Annotated in this window: 18 protein-coding genes; all 18 read left to right on the top strand. The window is 54.4% G+C overall.

The window, feature by feature from the left end; all coding sequences use genetic code 11:
- Positions 1 to 201 precede the first annotated feature (201 nt).
- The 18 genes from KI787_03690 to KI787_03605 all read left to right on the top strand — a co-directional run bounded on the left by KI787_03690 (position 202) and on the right by KI787_03605 (position 21,099).
- Entirely contained in the window at positions 202 to 1,230 is a 1,029-nt protein-coding gene (locus tag KI787_03690) for a glycosyltransferase family 4 protein (protein MBV6629036.1), read from the top strand.
- Positions 1,231 to 1,261: 31 nt separating this feature from the next.
- Complete coding sequence (locus KI787_03685) at positions 1,262 to 2,053, top strand: sulfotransferase domain-containing protein (GenBank protein MBV6629035.1); 792 nt, start codon at positions 1,262 to 1,264, stop codon at positions 2,051 to 2,053.
- A gap of 770 nt (positions 2,054 to 2,823) precedes the next feature.
- Positions 2,824 to 3,996, top strand: a complete 1,173-nt coding sequence (locus tag KI787_03680) for a glycosyltransferase family 2 protein (protein ID MBV6629034.1) — start codon at positions 2,824 to 2,826, stop codon at positions 3,994 to 3,996.
- A gap of 81 nt (positions 3,997 to 4,077) precedes the next feature.
- Complete coding sequence (locus KI787_03675) at positions 4,078 to 4,869, top strand: ABC transporter permease (protein ID MBV6629033.1); 792 nt, start codon at positions 4,078 to 4,080, stop codon at positions 4,867 to 4,869.
- A complete protein-coding gene (locus tag KI787_03670; GenBank protein MBV6629032.1) occupies positions 4,847 to 5,563 on the top strand; it encodes an ABC transporter ATP-binding protein in 717 nt (238 codons plus the stop codon). Before KI787_03675 ends, KI787_03670 begins: the two co-directional genes overlap by 23 nt.
- A complete protein-coding gene (locus KI787_03665; protein ID MBV6629031.1) occupies positions 5,530 to 6,666 on the top strand; it encodes a hypothetical protein in 1,137 nt (378 codons plus the stop codon). The genes KI787_03670 and KI787_03665 overlap by 34 nt, the downstream gene beginning before the upstream one ends.
- Positions 6,666 to 8,408 (top strand): SLBB domain-containing protein, encoded by a 1,743-nt coding sequence (locus KI787_03660; protein ID MBV6629030.1) that lies wholly within the window; start codon positions 6,666 to 6,668, stop codon positions 8,406 to 8,408. Before KI787_03665 ends, KI787_03660 begins: the two co-directional genes overlap by 1 nt.
- A 29-nt stretch (positions 8,409 to 8,437) precedes the next feature.
- Positions 8,438 to 9,205 carry a glycosyltransferase family 2 protein gene (locus KI787_03655; protein ID MBV6629029.1) on the top strand — a complete coding sequence of 256 codons (768 nt, stop codon included), beginning with the start codon at positions 8,438 to 8,440 and terminating at the stop codon, positions 9,203 to 9,205.
- Between the two features lie 45 nt (positions 9,206 to 9,250).
- Positions 9,251 to 11,968, top strand: coding sequence for an SLBB domain-containing protein (locus tag KI787_03650; protein ID MBV6629028.1), 2,718 nt, complete (start codon positions 9,251 to 9,253; stop codon positions 11,966 to 11,968).
- Positions 11,968 to 12,933: a hypothetical protein gene (locus tag KI787_03645; GenBank protein MBV6629027.1), complete on the top strand. Its 966-nt coding sequence runs from the start codon at positions 11,968 to 11,970 to the stop codon at positions 12,931 to 12,933. The genes KI787_03650 and KI787_03645 overlap by 1 nt, the downstream gene beginning before the upstream one ends.
- Positions 12,934 to 13,149: 216 nt before the next feature.
- A complete protein-coding gene (locus KI787_03640; protein ID MBV6629026.1) occupies positions 13,150 to 14,172 on the top strand; it encodes an NAD-dependent epimerase in 1,023 nt (340 codons plus the stop codon).
- On the top strand, positions 14,165 to 15,466 hold the full coding sequence (tviB, locus tag KI787_03635) for a Vi polysaccharide biosynthesis UDP-N-acetylglucosamine C-6 dehydrogenase TviB (protein MBV6629025.1): 1,302 nt from the start codon (positions 14,165 to 14,167) through the stop codon (positions 15,464 to 15,466). Before KI787_03640 ends, tviB begins: the two co-directional genes overlap by 8 nt.
- Positions 15,467 to 15,605: 139 nt before the next feature.
- The gene (locus tag KI787_03630; protein MBV6629024.1) at positions 15,606 to 16,781 is read left to right on the top strand and encodes a flippase; all 1,176 of its coding nucleotides are present in this window, start codon (positions 15,606 to 15,608) and stop codon (positions 16,779 to 16,781) included.
- Positions 16,782 to 16,797: 16 nt separating this feature from the next.
- The gene (locus KI787_03625) at positions 16,798 to 17,583 is read left to right on the top strand and encodes a methyltransferase (GenBank protein ID MBV6629023.1); all 786 of its coding nucleotides are present in this window, start codon (positions 16,798 to 16,800) and stop codon (positions 17,581 to 17,583) included.
- A 42-nt stretch (positions 17,584 to 17,625) separates the two neighbouring features.
- On the top strand, positions 17,626 to 18,474 hold the full coding sequence (locus KI787_03620; GenBank protein MBV6629022.1) for a methyltransferase: 849 nt from the start codon (positions 17,626 to 17,628) through the stop codon (positions 18,472 to 18,474).
- Positions 18,471 to 19,583: a glycosyltransferase family 4 protein gene (locus KI787_03615; protein MBV6629021.1), complete on the top strand. Its 1,113-nt coding sequence runs from the start codon at positions 18,471 to 18,473 to the stop codon at positions 19,581 to 19,583. The genes KI787_03620 and KI787_03615 overlap by 4 nt, the downstream gene beginning before the upstream one ends.
- A gap of 1 nt (position 19,584) precedes the next feature.
- Positions 19,585 to 20,724 carry a glycosyltransferase gene (locus KI787_03610; protein MBV6629020.1) on the top strand — a complete coding sequence of 380 codons (1,140 nt, stop codon included), beginning with the start codon at positions 19,585 to 19,587 and terminating at the stop codon, positions 20,722 to 20,724.
- A gap of 9 nt (positions 20,725 to 20,733) precedes the next feature.
- A complete protein-coding gene (locus KI787_03605; protein ID MBV6629019.1) occupies positions 20,734 to 21,099 on the top strand; it encodes a hypothetical protein in 366 nt (121 codons plus the stop codon).

Raw genomic sequence — 21,099 nt, 5'->3', positions numbered from 1 at the left:
GTCTAAGGACCGTCCCAAGTTTCCCGCGTCTACACACGCCCCACGGTGTGCTTTGGGGGTGAAAATCTATTTGTGAATGCCAGTGGGATGGTAACCTTTCGCACTTTTAAACGCTCAACAGCTCGCGAACGGCGAAACCCACCGACTGTGCCTTCTTACGAAATTTGGTCTACCGCTTCTGTGGCGTTATCGAGCTGGTTCATGAGCTACGCCCTATGCCGCTTCTTTTTGTCGCGGTTCTTTGCGGCAGCCATCGTCACAACCCCGGAGGCTCACCCGCAACACATTCACGATGGGGATATCTCGCGACTGGGTGGCATTGCAATCTTCGCCAGCGCCGTCTGGGTGGTAGTCCTGGGGTGGCTCGCGCAGTTACCAATGCAGGTCCTCCTTATTGTGACAGCGAGCTTCCTGCCCGCATTCTTACTCTCGGCTGCAGAGGATTTGTGGGGGCGAGTAGGACCATTCTTCCGCTATGCGGCTTGCTTTGGCTCGGCCCTCATTGCGGTTCTCGGCTTTGATGTGGCCATCCCGCGCTATGACTTCGGCCTCCTCGACAGCCTGATACAGGTTCCGGTGATGTCTGTCATTGTCGCAAGCTTTTGCATCGCAGGGGTAACCCAGTCCTTCAACATCATCGATGGCAAGAATGGTCTTGCCGTGGGAATCGCTCAGGTAGCACTACTCGCCAGCGTCGTCATCTGTTGGCGTGCAGGTCTGTTAGATCTTGCCCAGCAAGTGCTGTGGCTGATCGGGGCGATCCTGGGTTTCTCCGTGTTCAATTTCCCGGCGGCCAGATTGTTTCTGGGGGACTCTGGCGCCTACTTTTTGGGCTTTTGCGTCGCGGTGGTATCCGTTGTTCTCAGCCAGTCGATTCCGGATTTATCGCCATGGGTCTTCGTTGTGCTTGCTGCGCTTCCAATCTTCGAAACACTGTTCACGATCATGCGCCGGATAATTATTGAAGGCACACGCTTTAGCGACCCCGACTATTTGCACCTTCATTCGCTGCTGTGTGTGTGGTTGGAGTGTCGCTATGAGGCCTCTAAGCTGCGTGCGAACTGGCTTACAACGGTGATCCTCACTTTAGTCTCTGCAGGTTTAGCCGTGTTGGCGGTATTGCTAAGCGACTCCACCAGTGCTCTGCAGGCTTTGTGTGTGGGCATTATGGTGGCGTACCTCATGGCTTATGCAGCTTTACGTCGGGCACTCGTTGCCTACGACAACTAAAGCAGACTGCGGCTCCACGGATTCATCAGTAGTGTTTGGTCAGAAGACTTTGGTCTTGGGTATGCCCAAGAGCGGCACCAGCGTGCTGACTTATCGTATTGCCCAGGGGGAGCCATCTGCGCGCATTTGTTTCGAGCCGGGTGGAGCACAAGGCCAGAACAGTATCTCTGAACACAAGCGCATCGCCCGAAAGCTCGGGCGCGTGGTGGCGAAAACGGTCGTTCAGCCGCGCCGCCCTCATGAGCTTGAATCCATCGTTGGTCTTTATGATCGTGTTGTTTGGATTGTGCGTGACCCTCGTGATCAGCTCATTAGCGCCTTTTTCTACCGCTGGTTTAAGAATCATCATCCGAGTGCTGAGGCTTTTGCTCGGGCTTTGCAAAGGACTCAGCGAAAGGAAGCCAAACCCGAAGCGATGCCATTCCATCGGCTGGAGGGCAGAGCCGATGCCACCTCCTGGGCGAAAAACTCCTATGAGCCACTTCTGGGCTTGCTGCAAAGGCTGCGTGCTTCGATACAGCTATTCCACTACGAAGACCTGATCCGTGAAGATTTTCAGGCACTGGAGGAATACCTTGGCGTGCGCGTGAATGCCGCTGCTCAGGTGGATGCGAGTCTGGCCAGGGTGGCGCGGTCGCGCCGTTTCGATAACTGGCGAGACTGGTTTACGACGGCAGATGAAGCCTTTTATCGCCCGGTATTGCAGCCCATATTGGAGCAACTGGGTTACTGCGGGGATGATTGGACGCTCAACCAAAATGTTGTGCTCAACCCTGAAGAGGGCTCCGAATATATGAAGCGGCTGTTTGAGGGAGCGAGTTAGGCATGTCTCCGGGACATCTAAAGACGCTCCCTGCACAGGCCGCGCCAGCCCAGGTTGAGCCGTGCTCAACGGATGCCTTCACTGTGACCAGAGTCATTCCAACCGCGCGGGTGGGGTTGTTCCCGAAACGAGTGCGGGTGCACCTTGAGCTTGCCGCTTACGCCAACACCCTGCCGGCTGGTATTCAAATGTACGCCTTGAACAGGGACCAGGAGCACATCGCGTGTGTGTTCCGAGGCAGCCTCATCGATCTACGAAGACGCGCTGTCTGGACTCCGACGCTTCCGCCAGGGACGCAGGCTCTAGAGCTCGCAGTATCCAAGCTGTGCTCGCCAGATACAGCTTTCACTGTTACTGCCAAGCAAGACCCTGTATGGCGAGATATCTACCGGTTTTTTCGCCTGCGAAGCTATATGGTTCCATGGGCAGTGCGGAAACTGGCGAGACTGGTGCTTAATCTTCTTTCGAGGGAGCGACAGGGTTCCGTACACAAAAGCGTGGAGCCATTGAAGACTCCGGAGCCATCGTCTGACTGGGGTGGTCGTGGCGGAGATTTCTGGTCTACAGAGTTTTGCCTAGCCTCTGACGGTGATCTTTTGCCATGGGGCGAGCCACAGGGGGCCATGGTGGCCGCGTGGCAGTGGACAAATGATGCCGCTACTGTTCTGCAGAGGCTTGAGCAAGCACAGGCGATGCAGGCGTCCTGGTGCTTAATGTGGGCTCCCAGCTGTCGGCCGCTGACGCGCAGTTTTTCGGAGCTATGCGCTGCCATGCATTCTCATGCACGTGCGATTTATGGTGATCAGGTCAATGGGCGTGTCGGGCAAACCAAGTGGAGTGAGTATTACGCCTTTCCTTCGTTTGACCTTTGGGCCTTTCGCAGCAATCTGTCTTTCCCTGGTTTGGTGGCTCTGAGAACAGATGACCTTGCGGACTTGTTGCCGCAATTTTGTCAGCACGGTGAGGTTAGCTGGGAGCGCGCTCTGAGCCGGCTGCTGTATTGCTTGCCGCCGCATGCGGTTACTCACATTGCCAAGCCTCTCGCAAATGGTCCATGGGAGGTGCGCATGGAGGAGCCCAAGGTTGCGAACTACCAGGGAAAACTGCCAGTTATTGATGTGATCGTGCCGACGCGTGATCGCGCAGATTTGCTGCGCCAGTGCGTGCGTAGCGTGAGCAACACGACTCGGTGTGAGCTGCGTTGGGTGATTCTCGATAACGACTCCGTCGAGGCGGAGACCCAGGCCTATTTTGAGGAGCTGAGTGCGGCTGGCCATCGTATTGTGCGAGCCCCAGGCGAGTTTAATTATTCCGCGCTCATGAACGTGGGCATCCAGCATTGCCACCATGATTTTGTGCTGTGTTTAAACAATGACATTGAGGCCGTCGATGCAGGCTGGCTTGAGCACATGCTGGCCTTGGCGAGTGAACCCGAAGTGGGCTGTGTGGGGGCGAAGCTTGTCTATCCAGATGGCCGTATTCAGCATGCTGGCGTCACCGTGGGGCTTGGTGGAATCGCCGGGCATCTGGGTCGTTGGCGCGGTCATGACGACCCTGGGTACATGGGGGAGCTAAACCGCTTATCACGAAAGCTGGCTGTGACCGCAGCTTGCTTATTGGTGCGTAGAGAGGTGTGGTTGGAGTGCGGCCCGTGGGACGAAGACGAGCTTGCCGTTGCCTTTAACGACGTGGATTTTTGCTTGCGAGTGAACGCAGCGGGCTACACTAATTTATACACCCCCCACGCTCGGTTGATTCATCATGAGTCTGTGTCGCGAGGGCAAGATGCCAGCTTCAAAAAATCCAAAAGGTTGGCGCTTGAGGCGAAAACGATACGTAAGCGCTGGTATACCGATGCACAATCTGACCCCACATACAGTGTGTGGAGAACCATGGCTGATGAGTCTGGGCAGTTGCTGAGGCAGGCCTATGATCAAGCTTGACAGCGACGTTGGCGAAACCCCTCAACAGCGGATGATCTGGTCCAATGCCCGTTCCGGGTGTGTTTGCACGGGGCGGAGATCGTGAGCCGAGCACAACCCCGCTCATCGTGGGCAGTATTCATAGGCTCCGTGTCGGCCTTTATGCTGCGGGAGCTGAAGAGCCGATACTTCACTACGCGCTTGGGGCTTGTCTGGGCGGTGGCGGATCCAGCCATTATTCTTGTTCTGTTAGTGTTGATCCGCGGCGTAATTCTGGATAAATCTGTTCCCATAGCAGGCGTGACAGCTGCAGAGTTCTTCTTCTGGGGCGTACTCGCGTTCTTTATGTTCAGCCAGCCTGCAAATGCCTGTAACAATGCAATCAAGGTGTCTAAGGGGTTGCTTAGTTATCGGCAAATCCAACCTATTGATATTGTGGTCGCGCGGGTGCTGATCGAGTGGTCAGTGTTGATGTTGGTAGGTGTTTTGGCAGTGTTCGTCTGGTGGTTGGTCGGTAACTCGGTCGTCATTGATGACCCGCTGGGAGTGCTTTTTTATTTACTCTGCATGCTTGTATTGGGGCTGAGCTTCGGCCTGTTCACAGAACTCACTTCGACACTGGTGCCTGACGCGAGGCGTGTGTTTGCGAACCTCATGAGGCCCATGCTGTTCATTTCCGGGCTCTTCTTCACCATGGAAATGATCCCCTGGGGGGCCGAAAAATATCTGGTCTGGAACCCCGTACTGCATCTTGTGGATTTGGCCCGCGGCGCCGCACTTCGTGAATACGTGTCCCCAGGAAGCATTAGCTACGCTCTTGGGTGCTCCAGCGCATTTCTTCTCGTTGCCCTCTCGCTCTACCACCGCTACCGTGACCAGTTCCAGCAGCCCTAGCCCATCTCCGGACCAGCCCCAAGTCGAGCTACGCAATGTGGCGAAATCGTACTTAACCCAGGGCTTCGGTCGTTCACAGGTCTTCTCGAATTTAAGTTTTTCGATTCCGAAGGGCTTCAACGTTGGTGTGATCGGTCGCAACGGAGCCGGGAAATCAACATTGATGCGGCTGATTGGAGGAATGGAGCGGCCGGATAGAGGTAGCGTTTTCGTCAACGGAACGCCGTCGCCGCCGCAGGGCCTGTCCGGTGGCGTGATTCCTATTCTTACCGCGCGTGACAATGCCAAATTCGTGTGCAGGGTGTTTGGGCTCCGCGGAACAGAGATGCACGATCGTATTGCGGCCATTGAAGACATAGCAGGGCTAGGCCGCTTCTTCGATCGGCCTGTGAATACGTATTCGAGTGGAATGCGCGCCCGCCTCAACTTCGCCCTCAACATGGCCTTTGAATACGACCTATACTTATTCGACGAGCTCGGGGCGGTTGGCGATAAACGCTACAGAGAGCGCGCTAGCCAACTCATGGACGAGAGGAAGAGCAGTGCTTCGTTCCTCATAGTTGGCCACTCTCTGGGCCTCCTCAAGCGCGATTGCGACGCGGGTCTTTATCTACGAGATGGAGCTGCGACTTTCTTCCCAGACATCAATGACGCTATAGCGTGCTACGAGAACGATACTCAAACCCCATCCTGACCCGTTGGCGTGCTCTACCAAGGGGGTACACCTTTGGCGTTTTGCTTCCTTTTTTCCTCATCGTGTTCTATGTCGGTGTTTGGCAGACGCCTCGTTTCGCCAGCCGCACTACCTTGTCGGTAGAACAGGACGACACCTTGTCGGCTGTGCCGAGTTTAGACTTGGGCTTGCTCAGCTTGGGGAGCAGTGCCGAACAGACAGACGCCCTGCTGGTGCAAAGTTTTCTGCACTCTCAGCGGCTCTTCATGGAGCTCGATGCCCGTCATGACCTGCGTGGACATTGGGCTGACTCATCTTTGGATTGGCTAACTCGCTTAGGCGACGATGCGGGTATTGACGATGTGCTGGACCTCTACCGCCAGTATTTGATCATCGATATCGATCCAGACTCTCAGATTCTCTCTGTGGAGTTTCAAGCCTATGCACCGGAATTTGCGCAGAGGGTGCTGGCCGATATTGTGGACTCCAGTGAGAGGTTCATTAATGATGTTTCACAGAACTTAGCGCGTACTCAGATTTCCTTTGTGGAGGGAGAATTGGAGCGTGCACACGAGCGGGTTAAAGAGGCTGCGGAGAATCTTATGCGTTTCCAGGCGCAGGCAGATACATTGAACCCCGAGGCTGAGGCCATGGCGTCCATGGAAATTCTTGGCGGCCTGCAAGCACGTAAAGCAGCCCTCGAGACCGAGCTCAGCACGATGCAGACCTACCTGAACGATGATGCCCCTGATGTGGTCGCTACTCGTTCACAGATTCAGGCCATTGATGAACAAATTTCGCGGGAAAGGCGGCGCCAAACTGGGCAGTACCAAGATGAATCGCGCACTGGCCTGAACCGTAAGCTGGTGAACTTCAAAGAGGCCCAGCTCAGTGCAGAGTTGGCGGCAGATATTTACAAAATAGGGCTGCAAACGCTGGAGACTACACGCCTGGAGGCGAGTCGTAAGGGGAAATTCGTTGTTCAAATTGATCCGCCGCATCTGCCCGATTCTCCTCAGTATCCTGATGTTCTCCGCCACATTCTGTTGGCGTTTTTGGGGCTGCATGTGGCGTATTTTCTCCTGCGATTGGTACATGCCGCTGTTATGGAACACACAGACTGATGCGTATTTCCATTGTCACTGGTGTGGTTCTCGTTGCGGCCGTGACCGTTGGCGAGCTGTTATTGAGCACCGCACAGGCTCAGACACGCATACCGCCTGGTTTGGGAGATCTTGAGGCGGCCGCTGCGGCCGCTCTTGCTAACCGACCAGCGCCCATCAATTTGCCAGGCCCGACTGGGCAATTGCCGACGAGCGCGACGGAGGTTGATGCCTCAGTCGCCCCCCAAGAGTACGCCCCGGTAGAGTCGGACCGTTACGGCCAATGGCTGTTCCGGGGAGAGTTTGCAAAGCAGAGCTTTATCCAGTTCAACCCGGATTATGTTTTAGGACCAGGTGATCGCGTCGACCTGCGTTTTTGGGGGGGCTTTGATTTCGCGGCGGTTCTAGATGTGGATAGCCAAGGGCGTATGTTTGTGCCCCGACTGGGCCCCATCGCTGTCGCTGGGGTGCGCAACGGTGATCTCAACAAAGTGTTGAAATCGCAGTTGCGGCGGGTGTTCCGTGAAGAGGTTGGCGTGTATGCCTCACTGGCAAATGCTGAGCCTGTCAAAGTGTTCGTGGGAGGCAATGTCGAGCGGCCTGGCCTTTATGGCGCAAGCGCATCAGACAGCTTGTTGCACTTCCTCGACCGCGCCGGCGGAGTGTCGCCCGAGGCGGGAAGCTACCGCTATGTTGAGGTTAAGCGAGCGGGCCGTAGCATTGCGGTTGTCGACCTGTATCAGTTTCTTCATCAGGGCGAGATGCCGCTCATCCAGCTTCGTGATGGCGACACCATTTTTGTCGCCCCGGCAAAAAATTTGGTGACAGTCCAAGGGATGGTTGCTTGGGAGCGCCGCTTTGAGATGTTGCCTGAGGAGTCGCTGCAGGCCCTACTTGCCCTGGCGCAGGTCCGTGGTGAAGCGACTCATGTGCGAGTGACGCGCCGAGCGGGTGCGCAGGTAGAGTCTTTTGTTTACGAGTTGAGCGCAGATTTGGCGGCCGTCAACGTGGCCGCTGGCGACGAAATTGACGTGTACGCCGATCGCCCCGACGGGACCATCGTGGTGCGAATTACCGGCGAGCACCAAGGGCATAGTCAGGTGATTTTGCCTTATGGGGCCTCATTGGCCGACGCGCTCATCAAGGTGCAAAGCACGCCGCTGAGCAACTTGAATCAGGTGCAGCTCTACCGGCGGTCTTTGGCTGAGCGGCAGGGCGAGGTGATCGAGCAAATGCTGCGCAAGCTGGAGGAGTCGGTACTCACAGCCAGGTCGAACACCCGCGAAGAAGCTAGCTTGCGAGCTCAAGAGGCGCAGCTTATTTTGCAATTTGTTGAGCGTGCTCAGCAGGTTGAGCCCAAGGGCCAGGTGGTGCTGCGTGATGACGCGCAACTGGACCGCATTATTCTTGAAGCGAGTGATGAAATTCGCATTCCCCGTAACTCCCAGTTGGTGAGCGTATACGGGGAGGTATACCTGCCCGCATCCTTCTCCTGGAGCCGAAAATCGTCCATATTGGATTACATCGATTTGGCCGGTGGGTTTACCCAAGGGGGAGCTCAAGACCGGGTATTGGTCATGAAGCCCAGTGGAGCGGTACAATTTGCTAAAACCGGGGGTTGGTTCGGGAGGTCGTCGGTAAGCCCAGGAGATGAAATCCTGGTTTTGCCGCGCATAGACCAAAAGCGTTTCCAGCTCAGTAAAGACATCGTAGAAGTGGTGTACCAGATCGCGGTAGCGGCGGGCGTATTGGTCAGAATTTGATGCAAAGGCGGTCAAACTGGACCGTATCCATGATCAGTCATGGGCACGGGGACGAAATTCAGCGGCAGCTGGTGCAGCTCGCCGAGCTGCCGTCTATGCAGCACGCTGAACTCATTCTTACCTTGAATCTTCCCAGTGAGGCTGCCCCCGACGTGGGTATGTGGCCGGGGCCAGTACAGATCGTTCGCAACAGTGTTCCGCAAAGTTTTGCGGCTAACCACAACAAAGCGGTTGAGCTCGCAAAGCATGATTTTGTAGCCTTGCTAGACCCCGACTTGGACTGGGTGCAAGACCCCTTCGATGGCTTGGCTAAAGAGCTCAACAAAGCCCATGTGGGCGTGGCTGCGCCAAGCATTGGTTGCTATCGCGCTCAGTATGCCGATCACGCTCGGCCCGCTCCGTCCATCTGGCACATTGCGCGGCGCATTCTTGCTCGGCAATGCGATGGCATTCCCCCGCAAAGCAAGACGCAAGCTGTTCCATGGCTGGCCGGGCTGTTTCTCGCAGTCAAACGTGAAACTTGGCTGGGCCTGGGGGGCTTTGACGAAAACTTCCGTATGTATGCCGAAGATATCGAGCTGAGCCTGCGCTGCTGGCTGCATCAGCTGCAAGTGGTACGAACGCCAGTGCTCGCCGCATATCACCGCCCGCGCCGCGACTCACGCCGTAACCCACGCCGTGCTTACTGGCACGTGATTGGGTTGCTGCGCTTATGGCGAGGGGCAACTTGGCGTGACTATCACAAAGTGCAGCGCCGACAAAAACGTGCGCCAACCTACAAACCTCTACTGCCATAGCGGCAGGGTCAGGCCCAAGAGCTTGGCTGCAACCGACCATCGTTCATGAACCGTTTTGTTGATGCTATCGCCAAGTTAGGCGGCTCCTCTATGCAGCGGATTGCAGGCCTAGTTGTTGCCATGGTGTTGGGGTTAGCCCCGCTCTTGGCCTGGGGGCAAGCCTCCTTGCTGAACTCTTTGTCTGAGGATCAGCGGGGCGCCTTGTTGCGTGATGTGGTGCCGGGCTTACAGCCCGAAAGCACGCCGCCACCAGAAGGGGCGCCTGTGGTGCTTCGTCAGCAAGGCGATCAGCCAGAGCGAAGCACTAACAATGCAGATCAGCGGGATGGCAACACAGGGTTAAAGCCTTTTGGCTATGAATTTTTTGCCGGAGTCTCAACCACCTTTGCGCCTGTATCCGATGTGCCCATACCAGCCGACTATGTGCTGGGCCCTGGTGACGAAATTCTTCTGCGCTATACCGGGACGGAAGCCGCTGAGCATTCGCTCTTTATCAGCCGCAGCGGCAGCGTTTTCCTCCCGACCATAGGTCCCCTCAATCTAGCGGGCTTACGGTTTGCTGAAGCCAAAGTGGCTATTCAGGAACGTATAAGCGCCGCTAAGCTCGGGCTGCAGGCCTTTGTAGAGATGGGCGAGCTGCGCAATATTCGCGTGTTCGTTGCTGGAGATGTCAACAACCCCGGTTCCTATACGGTGAGCGCCCTCGCCACAATGACGCAGGCGTTGTATGTAAGCGGTGGCGTCGCCACGACCGGCAGCCTGCGCAGGGTGCTCCTCAAGCGCAGCGGGAATACGGTGTCCACCTTGGATTTGTACGAGTTATTGCTCAACGGCGACAGCTCAAACGACGAGCGCCTGCAAGCAGGTGATGTGGTCTTTGTACCCCCTGTTGGCGCCACAGTATCTGTAGATGGTGCCGTACAGCGCCCCGCTCGATATGAATTATTGGGCGACACAAGCACTGTAACTAAGGTTATTCGTACGGCAGGTGGCCCAAAGCCCGGCGCCGTACAAGACCGAGTAGCCATTGAGCGAATTCTTAATGGCTTTCGTCAGCTGATTCCTGCCGAACAAGGAGTCGACTCCACGGCGGTGGTTCAAAATGGGGATACCCTGCGGATTCTCTCAGCGGCGGATGTGAATGAAGCTGCTGTGAAGTTAATTGGGCCAGCCATCTGGCCTGGTTCCTATCCTGTAGGCCGCCAAACGCGCTTTACCGATATTGTTCGCTCCCCACAAGACTTGAAGCCAGGCACGGATTTAGGTTTCGCGCTCGTATTGCGTCGTATTGAAGGTGGGAGCGGTCTCAAAGCTGTGTACGTGAACCCTAGACAAGCCTTTGCTAATGAACCAGGGGCCAACATACGAATACTGCCTGGGGATGAGGTGCATGTTTTTGAGTTGGCTCCCTCTAAGAACCCGGAGGAAGAAACCGGTCCAGCATCTGCTGGCGGAAAAAATGGCCTTGCAGTCGTCGATTCCACAGTTGGGCCGGCTGGAAGCATTGCCCCGCAACAAGAAGTGCCGGCGACCTTAGGCGCTGATGGAGGTAGACCAGCCCAACTGCCAGAACCATCGCCTGCAATAGACAATGACGAGAGCGGCTCGCGGCAGCAAGCCGAGTCTGGTCAGCGCCCATTAAAACCTGATACACAGATTGTAGAAGAAGAGACTGAGCTGGCCTCAAGATTAGAGCGGATGGCGGAACTGGCGGACCGCGTTACTGCACTTTCTACCGTAGATCGTAGGCCGGCAGTGGTGAGTGTTGTGGGGGCCGTCCGCTTCCCGGGCGCCATGCCCCTGGATAATACAAGCGCACGTGTTGCAGATGTCTTGAGAGCCGCCGGTGGCCTCTCTTTTGAGGCTGAAAAGGGTTTTGTAGAAATCACAAGGGCGCCCCAGCGTGTCACCACCGACCCGCGTGCAGACACGGTGATTGTTCGGCTGGCGGACGAGCAGCTCCGAACGGTCACTATCCGCGGCGGCGATACCGTAGCGGTGCGTCTTGTGCCTGGCATACAAGACATACGCACAGTCGATATTCAAGGTGAAGTGCTTTACCCCGGCAGCTATGCTGTTGGCCGGAACACCACTTTGGCGCAGTTACTGCAGCGAGCTGGTGGCTTATCCCCAGACGCTTACACCCCCGGCGTAGTGTTCACCCGTGTGTCCTTGCAAGAAAAAGAGCAAAAGCAAGTGGACCGTCTAAAACAAAGGCTGCGCGGTGATCTCACGACGGCCGCGTTAACGCAAGCGGATGATAAAGCCTTTGGCGTAGAGGCCTTATCTGCCATAAGAACGTTGTTGGACGAGCTGGCCGCTTATCCTGCGGTTGGCCGCTTGGTCATTGACTTCGATGCGCAGCTGAGCGGGAACACGCCCTCACCAATCGTGCTGGAGGATGGTGACACTATTGTTATACCCAGGCGGCCCCAAAGCGTCACCGTCACGGGAGAAGTGCAGTTCCCAACGTCCCATCGCTGGCAGCCCGGCCACCGTGCCAAGGATTTCATTCGTCTGTCCGGTGGGAGTACCCGGCTGGCGGACGAAAAACGCGGTTTCGTAGTGCGTGTCAACGGGGCGGTGGAGCCCCTGGCCAATGGCATCTTTCGGCCGTCGCCACGAATTTACCCGGGTGATGTGGTTGTAGTGCCGGTAGACGCTACGCCGATCGCGCCGATTACTATTGTGAGCGCAGTGACACAGGTAATTTCGCAAATTGCGGTTACGCTTGCGGCATTTAATGCCGTTGGTGTGCTCTGATGGCTGGACCCTCTTCAGATACCCAACGGGATCTTCCTGCGGACTCCATGCATGCCAACGCAGCGTCGCAAGACTATGCTCCTGGCCATTGGCGTGCGGATGACGATGAGATTGATCTGTTTGAGCTTATGGATATTCTCTGGGAGGGGAAGTGGTTGATTATTGTGGCCGGTCTACTCTGTACCTTAAGCGCCGTCATTTACGCCCTAACCGCAGAAGAAACCTACCAAGCCAAAGTCGTGATGGTGCCTGCTGAATCTGGAAATGGCGGAGGCGGCCTTAGTGCCTTAGCTGGACAGTTCGGCGGGCTCGCTTCCTTAGCTGGCATTAACATCCCTACAGGCGGAAACGACACAGCAACGGCCCTCGAAATTCTGGAGAGTTTTCAATTCTCCGCCGCATTCATCCAAGAAAATGACCTCCTGCCCATACTCTTCGCGGAGCAGTGGAACGCAGAGGCTCAGGCTTGGAACGCAGATGAGCAAGAAACTCCAACGTTGCAAGACGCCGTCAAGGAGTTCCAAGAACTACGTTTAATTGCAACCGACAAGCAGTCTGGGGCTGTGACGCTAACCGTTGAGTGGTCCGACCCGGAGCTTGCTGCAAAGTGGGCGAACATGTTGGTAGCCAAACTGAATTCCATTCTTCGCAAAAAGGACGTGCAGGAGGCGGAGAAGTCTATGGCCTACCTGCAAGCGCAACTCTCTCAAACTACGAACGTTGATATGAAAGCAACGCTCTACAGGCTCATCGAGTCTCAAACACAAACCATTATGCTGGCCCAAGTTCGCGATGATTACGTTTTCCGAGTGGTCGACCCGGCATATGCGCCTGAGCAGCGGGCGAAGCCTAAGCGAGCCCTTATTGTGGTGTTGGGCGGAATGTTGGGTGGCATGTTTGGTGTTTTGCTCGTGTTCGGGCGGCGCGTGGTTCACAGTTACCACAGGCGGAATGTGGAGGTTTAAGGCCATGAATTTACGCGGATGTCAAATTGGCTTCGGTGTTTTTGTTGTGGGCCCAAGAAAATGTTCTCGGTCGGTTGGCCCGGACGTCACGGGCAGTCCGCCTATAGGTAGAGATCGGAGTGGCAGTTTCTCGCTCTGGTATTCGTAAGCATCCGGCAAACCGCTTCGATCGAGGGCGCCAAGTGTTTCCAAATTTACAATGGCAATTAGCAAACCATGAAAGTATTGGTCACCGGTCACGCCGGATTTATCGGATTTCATACAGCGAAGCATTTGCTGGAACGGGGCGACGAGGTCATCGGTTTCGATGTCGTTAACGACTATTACGATCCGGCGATTAAAGAGGCTCGACTTGAGATTCTCGAAAAGACCGCGGCAGAGACCGGCAGTCGGTACACCAGTATTCGTGAAGATTTGGCCGTCCAGGATGCCGTCAATGCCGCGTTTAAAGCCCATGACCCAGATCGCGTGATCAACCTGGCAGCCCAAGCCGGTGTTCGCCACTCTTTGTCCCATCCCCATGACTACGTGAACAGCAACATTATTGCGTTCACGAACATTCTTGAAGCCTGTCGTCACGCCGAAACGCCGCATTTGACTTATGCCAGCACGAGCAGCGTGTACGGGGCCAACACCTCGATGCCGTTTTCAGAGCACGATGGAGTGAATCACCCGCTGCAGTTTTATGCTGCCACCAAGCGAGCGAACGAATTGATGGCGCACAGTTATAGCCATCTATTCCGTTTGCCAACGACTGGTCTGCGTTTCTTTACGGTCTACGGCCCTTGGGGGCGCCCGGATATGGCGCTTTTCTTGTTCACCAAGAACATCCTTGAAGGCAAGCCGATTCAGGTCTTTAATCACGGCAATCACACCCGCGACTTCACCTACGTTGATGACATCGTGGAAGGTGTGATTCGGGTGAGTGATAAGCCCGCTGAGCCGAACAGCGAATGGAACTCAGATGTACCTGATGCTGCGACAAGTAACGCGCCTTGGCGAATCTTTAACATCGGGAATAATGCTCCGGTCAAATTGATGGAATACGTTGAGGCTGTAGAGCAAGCGCTCGATACTAAGGCCGAGATTGAGTTACTTCCATTGCAGCTAGGTGATGTGCCATCCACCTATGCAGACGCCTCTGAACTCGACAAAGCGGTGGGATATAGGCCCGCGACTTCGGTGGGTCAGGGTGTTGCCAGTTTCGTGAACTGGTACCGCGGATACTTCAATGTCTAAGGCCGTGATCAATCAGCTCCCCGAACCCTCCGCCGTCCGAATTGCCATCATCGGCTTGGGTTACGTGGGCCTTCCATTAGCAGCTGAGTTCGCCAAGAACCGTCCAGTCATCGGTTTTGATATCAATGAGCTTCGCATCGAAGAGCTCACCGCAGGCCGTGACAATACGCGCGAGCTTTCTAGCGAGGAACTGGCTGAGGCAAAGCACCTGAGGTTTAGCAGCAACGTTGACGAGTTGCGCGGCTGCAATTTCTACATTGTCACCGTTCCGACGCCTATTGATGTAAACAAGCGCCCCGATCTGCGCCCGCTGATCAGCGCTTCGCGCACTGTCGGGCAAGTTCTTAGCGCCGGCGATGTCGTCGTGTATGAAAGCACTGTGTACCCCGGCTGCACCGAAGAAGACTGTGTGCCAATCCTGGAGGAAGTATCTGGATTGCAGTTCAACGCTGATTTCTTCGCGGGTTATAGCCCTGAGCGCATTAACCCGGGAGATAAAGAGCACCGCGTCACTGACATTATCAAAGTCACCAGCGGATCCACGCCAGAGGTGGCAACACTCGTGGATGAGATCTACGCTAGCGTCATCAGCGCGGGCACCCATAAAGCGCCTAGTATCAGGGTGGCTGAGGCCGCCAAAGTCATAGAGAACACGCAGCGCGACCTTAATATCGCTTTGGTTAATGAGCTGGCAATGATCTTCAATCGCCTGCAAATTGACACACAGGCCGTGCTGGAGGCTGCTGGTACGAAGTGGAATTTCTTGCCGTTCAGGCCTGGGCTGGTAGGCGGCCACTGTATAGGGGTAGATCCGTATTACCTCACCCATAAGGCGGAGGCCATCGGCTTTAACCCGGAGATCATACTGGCGGGTCGGCGTACTAATGATGGTATGGGAGCCTATGTGGCTGGCCAAGTGATCAAGCTTATGCTTAAAGCAGGTATCGATGTGTCCCGGTCGCGCATCCTTGTGCTGGGTTTTACCTTCAAGGAAAACTGCCCAGATGTGCGGAATACGAGAGTAATCGATATCGTTCAGGAGCTACGTAGCTTCCAATCTTGTGTTGACGTTTATGACCCCTGCGCGGACGCTGATGAAATAAATAATAAATATGGCATCAGACCCATCGAATGTCCGGACGAAGGGAATTACGACGCTGTTGTCCTTGCAGTTGCGCATGACCAGTTTAGAGAGATTGGGGCGGAAGGTCTTCGACGCTTGGGCAACACGACTGCTATCTATTACGATGTGAAGAATGTTTTGCCCGCAACATCGGTAGATGGGAGTCTTTAGCAAGGTTGCAGTGGGCTGCATTCAAAGCCTACAAGATGTGGCGGCGAGGCTGCGCCTCCGGGATAAGTTAATCCTAGGAGCGCTAAGCAGTGCTGGCGTTCAGGCAGGGGGCATTCTGATATCATTGACGCTGGGTATCATGTTAGCTCGTACTCTGGGGGCCGACGGTTACGGCATTTACTCTTATGCCTTCGCTGTTATGAGCCTGCTGATGGTACTGGCAGAAGCTGGTGTGCCCACACTGCTAATGCGCGAAGTGGCCGCCGCACGGGTGCTCGGGAAGTGGGGTCTGCTGCAAGGTTTACTGCGCCGTGCGATGCAATATGTAACGTTTACAGCGGCTGCCGTCGCCTCGGTTGGTTTACTTGCACTCTCATGGCTGGCAGGCGACCTACACCCGAAAGCTCAGGCGACCATGGCTTTCATGCTGTTGACACTGCCGATGGTTGCGATGGCCAAGACGTTGACTCACGCAATGCGCGGCCTGCACCGGGTGGTTACTGGGCAAGCATTGGATATACTCCTTCGACCGATAATTGCGCTTGTTCTGATAGGAAGCATTTTTTCAGTGTGGCCGGATGTGCGCGACCCGCAGGTTGCAATGATCGCTCAGCTGGTAGCCGCATTATTGGTGTTTATAGTTAGCTTGCTGATAATGCGTGATCTGTTCCCAGTGGAAAGTTTGGGTCAGTCCGCACAGTACCGGAACCGAGTATGGATTCGCAATACGTTACCGTTTGTCCTTATTGGCGGTGCGGGAATTGTCAACCAACAAGCTGATATAATTATGCTCGGATGGTTCGTCAATAGCAGCGACGTTGGAATCTACAGAGTGGCAAGTCAAGGTGCAATCCTAACTACGTTTCCATTTCAAGCAATTAGTGCGGTTTTGGCGCCACGTTTCTCAAGTTTGTATAGAGCGGGAAGAAATCGGCAACTAACAAAGCTCTATAGGCGGTCAACGGGAATTCTGGTTTTGCTCACAGTTCCATTGATATTGGTTTTTCTGTTCGAAGGGGAAACTCTACTTCGCTTCCTGTTTGGCGAAGGTTATAGTTCAGGGCACAAGGTTCTCGCAATTATTTCGTTGGGGTACTTCTGTAATGTTGTATTTGGTCCAGTTGGCACACTAATGCAGATGGTGGGCAAAGAGCGAATGACCGCAGTCATTTTATCGATCACGGGCCTGCTGAATGTGGTTATGAACGCTGCTCTTATACCCGTTTGCGGTCTGGCTGGTGCGGCACTGTCCACGGCGTTCACTGTTTTTCTTTATCATGCTTTGTTATGGGCTTTCTACGTTAAGTGTGTTTGAGGTCTAGGACTTTAAAATGAATAATAGGCTTACGGAGAAGAGCTATTGGGATTCCGTTTACTTGGGGCGTGATGGCATAGTTCCAGTAAATCTTTGTGGAGTTGCAAATAAATGCTACGAAGAGATTTATTCCATAAAGAAAAAAATTGGAATCGAAAACAAAAATGTATTGGAAATTGGGGGTGGCGGCTCAGCTTGGTTAGCTTACCTCAGTCGTACGCATCCAGATTCAACTTTCACTTGCTTGGATTATTCCGAACAAGGGGTTGCTGAAATTCAAAGTTACGCTAATGAAAATGAGCTAAGGAACCTCTTTGCCTTAAACGGCGATTTGTTTGAGGCTGTAGATAGGTGCGGAAAATATGATCTCGTTTATAGTCATGGTGTGGCGGAGCACTTTTCTGATCTGGCTCAGGTGTTGCGCGCGAAGGCGGCGTATTTAGATAAAGCCGGCCGGCTCCTGACTGTTATTCCTAACATGTCGGGAATTCTAGGCGTCCTGACTAAGAAAATGAATCGAGAGGTTTATGACTTGCATGTCGCGCATGACCTTTTGTCGTTTCAGCAGGGGCACAAAGAAGCAGGTCTAAAAATCATTGAGTCTGGTTATCTGTGCTCGACTAACTTTGGGGTCCTTTCTTCTTGCGTTGATGTGAAGTATGGGATTAAATGGTTTTTATACGTCGGGCTGGCAACCGTTAGTCGTATTTTGTGGGCGTTTGAACGGAGTGTCACAAAAATTCCCGCCAGCCGGTTGTTCTCACCTTATATTTATGTTGTGGCGGAAAATGATGAACTATGAGATTGTTATAAGCTGCATTCAATTGTCAACGAAGGATTAAATGTGGACGGTCACAGGAATCAAGTAGACCTGGGGCAGCGGTTCGAATTTGGTGCCAACTGGGCCAACTTTCTCGCTGTGCTTACTGACGACCGGATTCAAATGGCAGAGCGCTCTCTAAAAAGAATGTTGGGAGTCAACGATTTAGACGGGAAAAGCTTTCTTGATATCGGTTCCGGAAGTGGCTTGTTTAGTCTCGCGGCCAGACGCTTGGGCGCGCGCGTCCACTCGTTCGATTACGATCCCAAGTCGGTGGCCTGCACAGCTGAGTTGAGACGCCGCTATTTCGCTGATGACTCTGAATGGGTGGTTGAACAAGGGTCCGCGCTGGACAATGATTATTTGGGTCGGCTTGGTACGTTCGATGTGGTCTACTCGTGGGGTGTTTTGCATCACACGGGCTCGATGTGGCAAGCGCTAGAAAATGTCGTCCCATTGGTGGCTAGTAGGGGGCAGCTATTTCTCGCCATCTATAATCAGCAGGGCGCTGCCAGTATTATGTGGCTGAAGGTCAAGAAGGCTTATAACGTTCTGCCACCGGCGCTACGTTGGCTTGTTTTGTGGCCAAGCTTATTACGTCTTTGGGGCCCAACTACGCTTAAGGATATTATCCGGGGAAAGCCGTTCTACACATGGCGTCATTATGCCGACCAAGGCGCGCGCGGTATGAATGCGTGGCATGACGTTGTTGATTGGGTTGGGGGCTATCCCTTTGAAGTTGCCAAGCCCGAAGAGATTTTCAACTTTTACCGATCGCGAGGCCTTCAGCTTGACAGACTCAAGACATGTGGTGGGGGAAAGGGTTGCAATGAATTTGTGTTTAGTAATGCGGTGAATGGCGTGCAGTCTTGAAGCGCATACTTTTCCTAGTGAGTTCAATGCAGGGCGGTGGCGCCGAGCGCGTCGCGGCCCTGTTGTGCAATCACTGGGCTGAGCGGGGGTATCAGATCACGCTGATGCCAACATTTTCGGGCCGAGGTGACTGCCTGTATCCCTTGAATAAAGGAGTTAATCTTGTTTATTTGGCGGACCGGGTGGGCAGTCGCAGTCCTTCGTTTATCAACAAGGTTCGTCGCCTTTACGCGTTGCGTCAGGCAATTCGAGAGTTGAAACCGGACGTCATTGTTTCATTTTTAACGGATGTCAATATCGCTGCGATTATTGCAGCGAGAGGGTCGGGTATCCCGGTGGTTGTCGCTGAACGCAGCTATCCACCGATGATGGATGTGGGAAGGCTGTTGGCGCATATAAGGCGTTGCACTTATCCGTACGCGAAGCAGGTAGTTATGCAGACGGAGCAAGGGCGGAAGTGGGCTCAAGGCCTGCTTCCAAGTGCTCGAGTGGTGGTTATTCCCAATCCGGTCGTGTGGCCAATTCCTTCTTACGGGTTGTGCGTTGCCCCGGAGACAGTGGTGGCAGGGGGCCGTCGAGTACTGCTGGCTGTTGGGCGATTGTCAGAAGAAAAACAGATTTCCTGGATCATTGAGGCCTTCGCTGAGTGGACGTGTCAGTTCCATGATTGGGATCTTGTGGTTCTTGGTGAAGGGCCTGAGCGAGAGCGCTTGGAGGCTCAACGATATTCGTTGGGCCTTGAGGGGAAGGTGCATCTGCCTGGCCGGGTGGAAAATGTTTCGGATTGGTATCAGCGGGCATCGCTTTTCGTGATGAGTTCGCGTTTCGAGGGTTTTCCTAATGCGCTGCTGGAGGCAATGTCCTGTGGCTTGCCAGTGGTGAGTGTGGATTGCGACACGGGGCCGCGGGATTTGATTCAAAACGGGATTGACGGTGTGTTGGTCGATCCACAGGGAGGCGTCCCTGCGTTAGCCGATGCGCTGGCTGGATTGATGGCGGACTCGAAGCGTCGAGTCCGCCTAGGTGAGGCCGCCAACAAAGTTCGTGAGAGATACGCGATTTCACGCATTGCTGCTGAGTGGGATCGGGTTTTAGGGTTGGTGGAATAGCATGAACATTCTTCATGTCATCACTGGCTTAAATACAGGAGGCGCCGAGCGCGCCTTGTACAACGTGCTGGCGGGTGGCTTAGCTGCATCCAGTAATTCAGCAGTGCTGTCTCTTCAGGACGAAGGGGTGTACGGGCAGAGAATTCGAGCGCTGGGAGTGCCTGTTTACACGCTAGGGATGCGCCGGGGCATTCCAACTTTTTCTGCGTTATCGCGTTTGCGGCAGCTGGTCCGCTCGGCTCAGCCTCGCTTGATTCAGGGCTGGATGTATCACGGAAATCTGGCTGCCAATGCCGCGGCGATTATGGTGTCGGGCGCTCGCCCTGCGGTGGTATGGAATATCCGCCACAGTCTTTACTCTTTGGGTGCGGAAAAACTGTTGACACGACAAGTCATTCGTGCGAATCGCTTGTTTGCATATGGTGCGCAGGCGATCCTTTACAACAGCAAGCTTTCCAAGGTGCAGCATGAGGCATTTGGATTCCCTAAGAGAAAAGGGTGTGTAATCCCTAATGGGTTTGATATCGATCAGCTTCGTCCAGACAAAGACCAGGAGGCTGCTGTTCGTAGGGTTTTGGGAATCTCCAGTCAAGCCATTGTGATAGGGCATGTGGCGCGCTTCCACCCCATGAAAGATCATGCTGCTTTTCTGCGCGCCATGGTTGTTGTGATGCGACGGAATCCCAAAATTATGGCCTTATTGGCTGGGAGATCCGTCGGTTTAGATAACTCGGTGCTGGCCGGCATTGTGCCGCAGGATCTGGAAAGTCGTTTCCATTTTTTGGGTGAACGGGATGACGTGGCCGGTTTGATGCAAACGATGGATGCACTGTGCTTGAGTAGTTCTTGGGGAGAAGCATTCCCAAATGTATTGGGCGAGGCAATGGCTTTGGGTGTGCCATGTGTAGCTACCGATGTTGGCGATAGTAAGGACATCGTCGGTGAAACCGGAGAAGTCGTGCCGCCAAACGATGCCGAGGCTTTAGCACGGAGCATCGAGAGTCTGCTGCAGCGCAGCCCCACTGAGAGAGAAAATCTGGGTCGCGCTGCACGGGTGCGTATTGAGCAGCGTTACGCACTCCCAAAAGTGGTCGCTCAGTACCAGGAGCTTTACGAAAGGCTTATTGCTGAGCAAAAATGAAACGAAAAAATGTTTGGTGCGCTGGCGTGTTTGATGGAGAGCTGGCATCTGTTCGGCCCCGATCTGGAAATGGCCCTCCGTGACGCCGAAGACAAGGTGCTTGGTAGGAAGAAGTTCGGTTGCTCCATGGGCTTACTTGAGTTTTTCTACGACGTTTACGAAGCCACAAGCGCATCGATGGTCGAAATTTTAGGGTCGCGACAGGACAATACCTACATGAGCTGCCCCTCGCGAGCGTTCTTCAGATGGAAGAGTAACGTCCTCTATCCGATCGAGTTAATCGTGGAAAGACTGAAATCCATCATTATATTAGTGCTTCTGATTTTAGGCGGCGGTTTATGGTTGCAAATTCGCCCTTGGAGTTCAGCACGGTGA

Source organism: Oceanococcus sp. HetDA_MAG_MS8 (genome assembly GCA_019192445.1).
In the GTDB taxonomy this organism is placed as follows: Bacteria; Pseudomonadota; Gammaproteobacteria; order Nevskiales; family Oceanococcaceae; genus MS8.
This window is presented reverse-complemented; position numbering and strand designations above follow the sequence as displayed.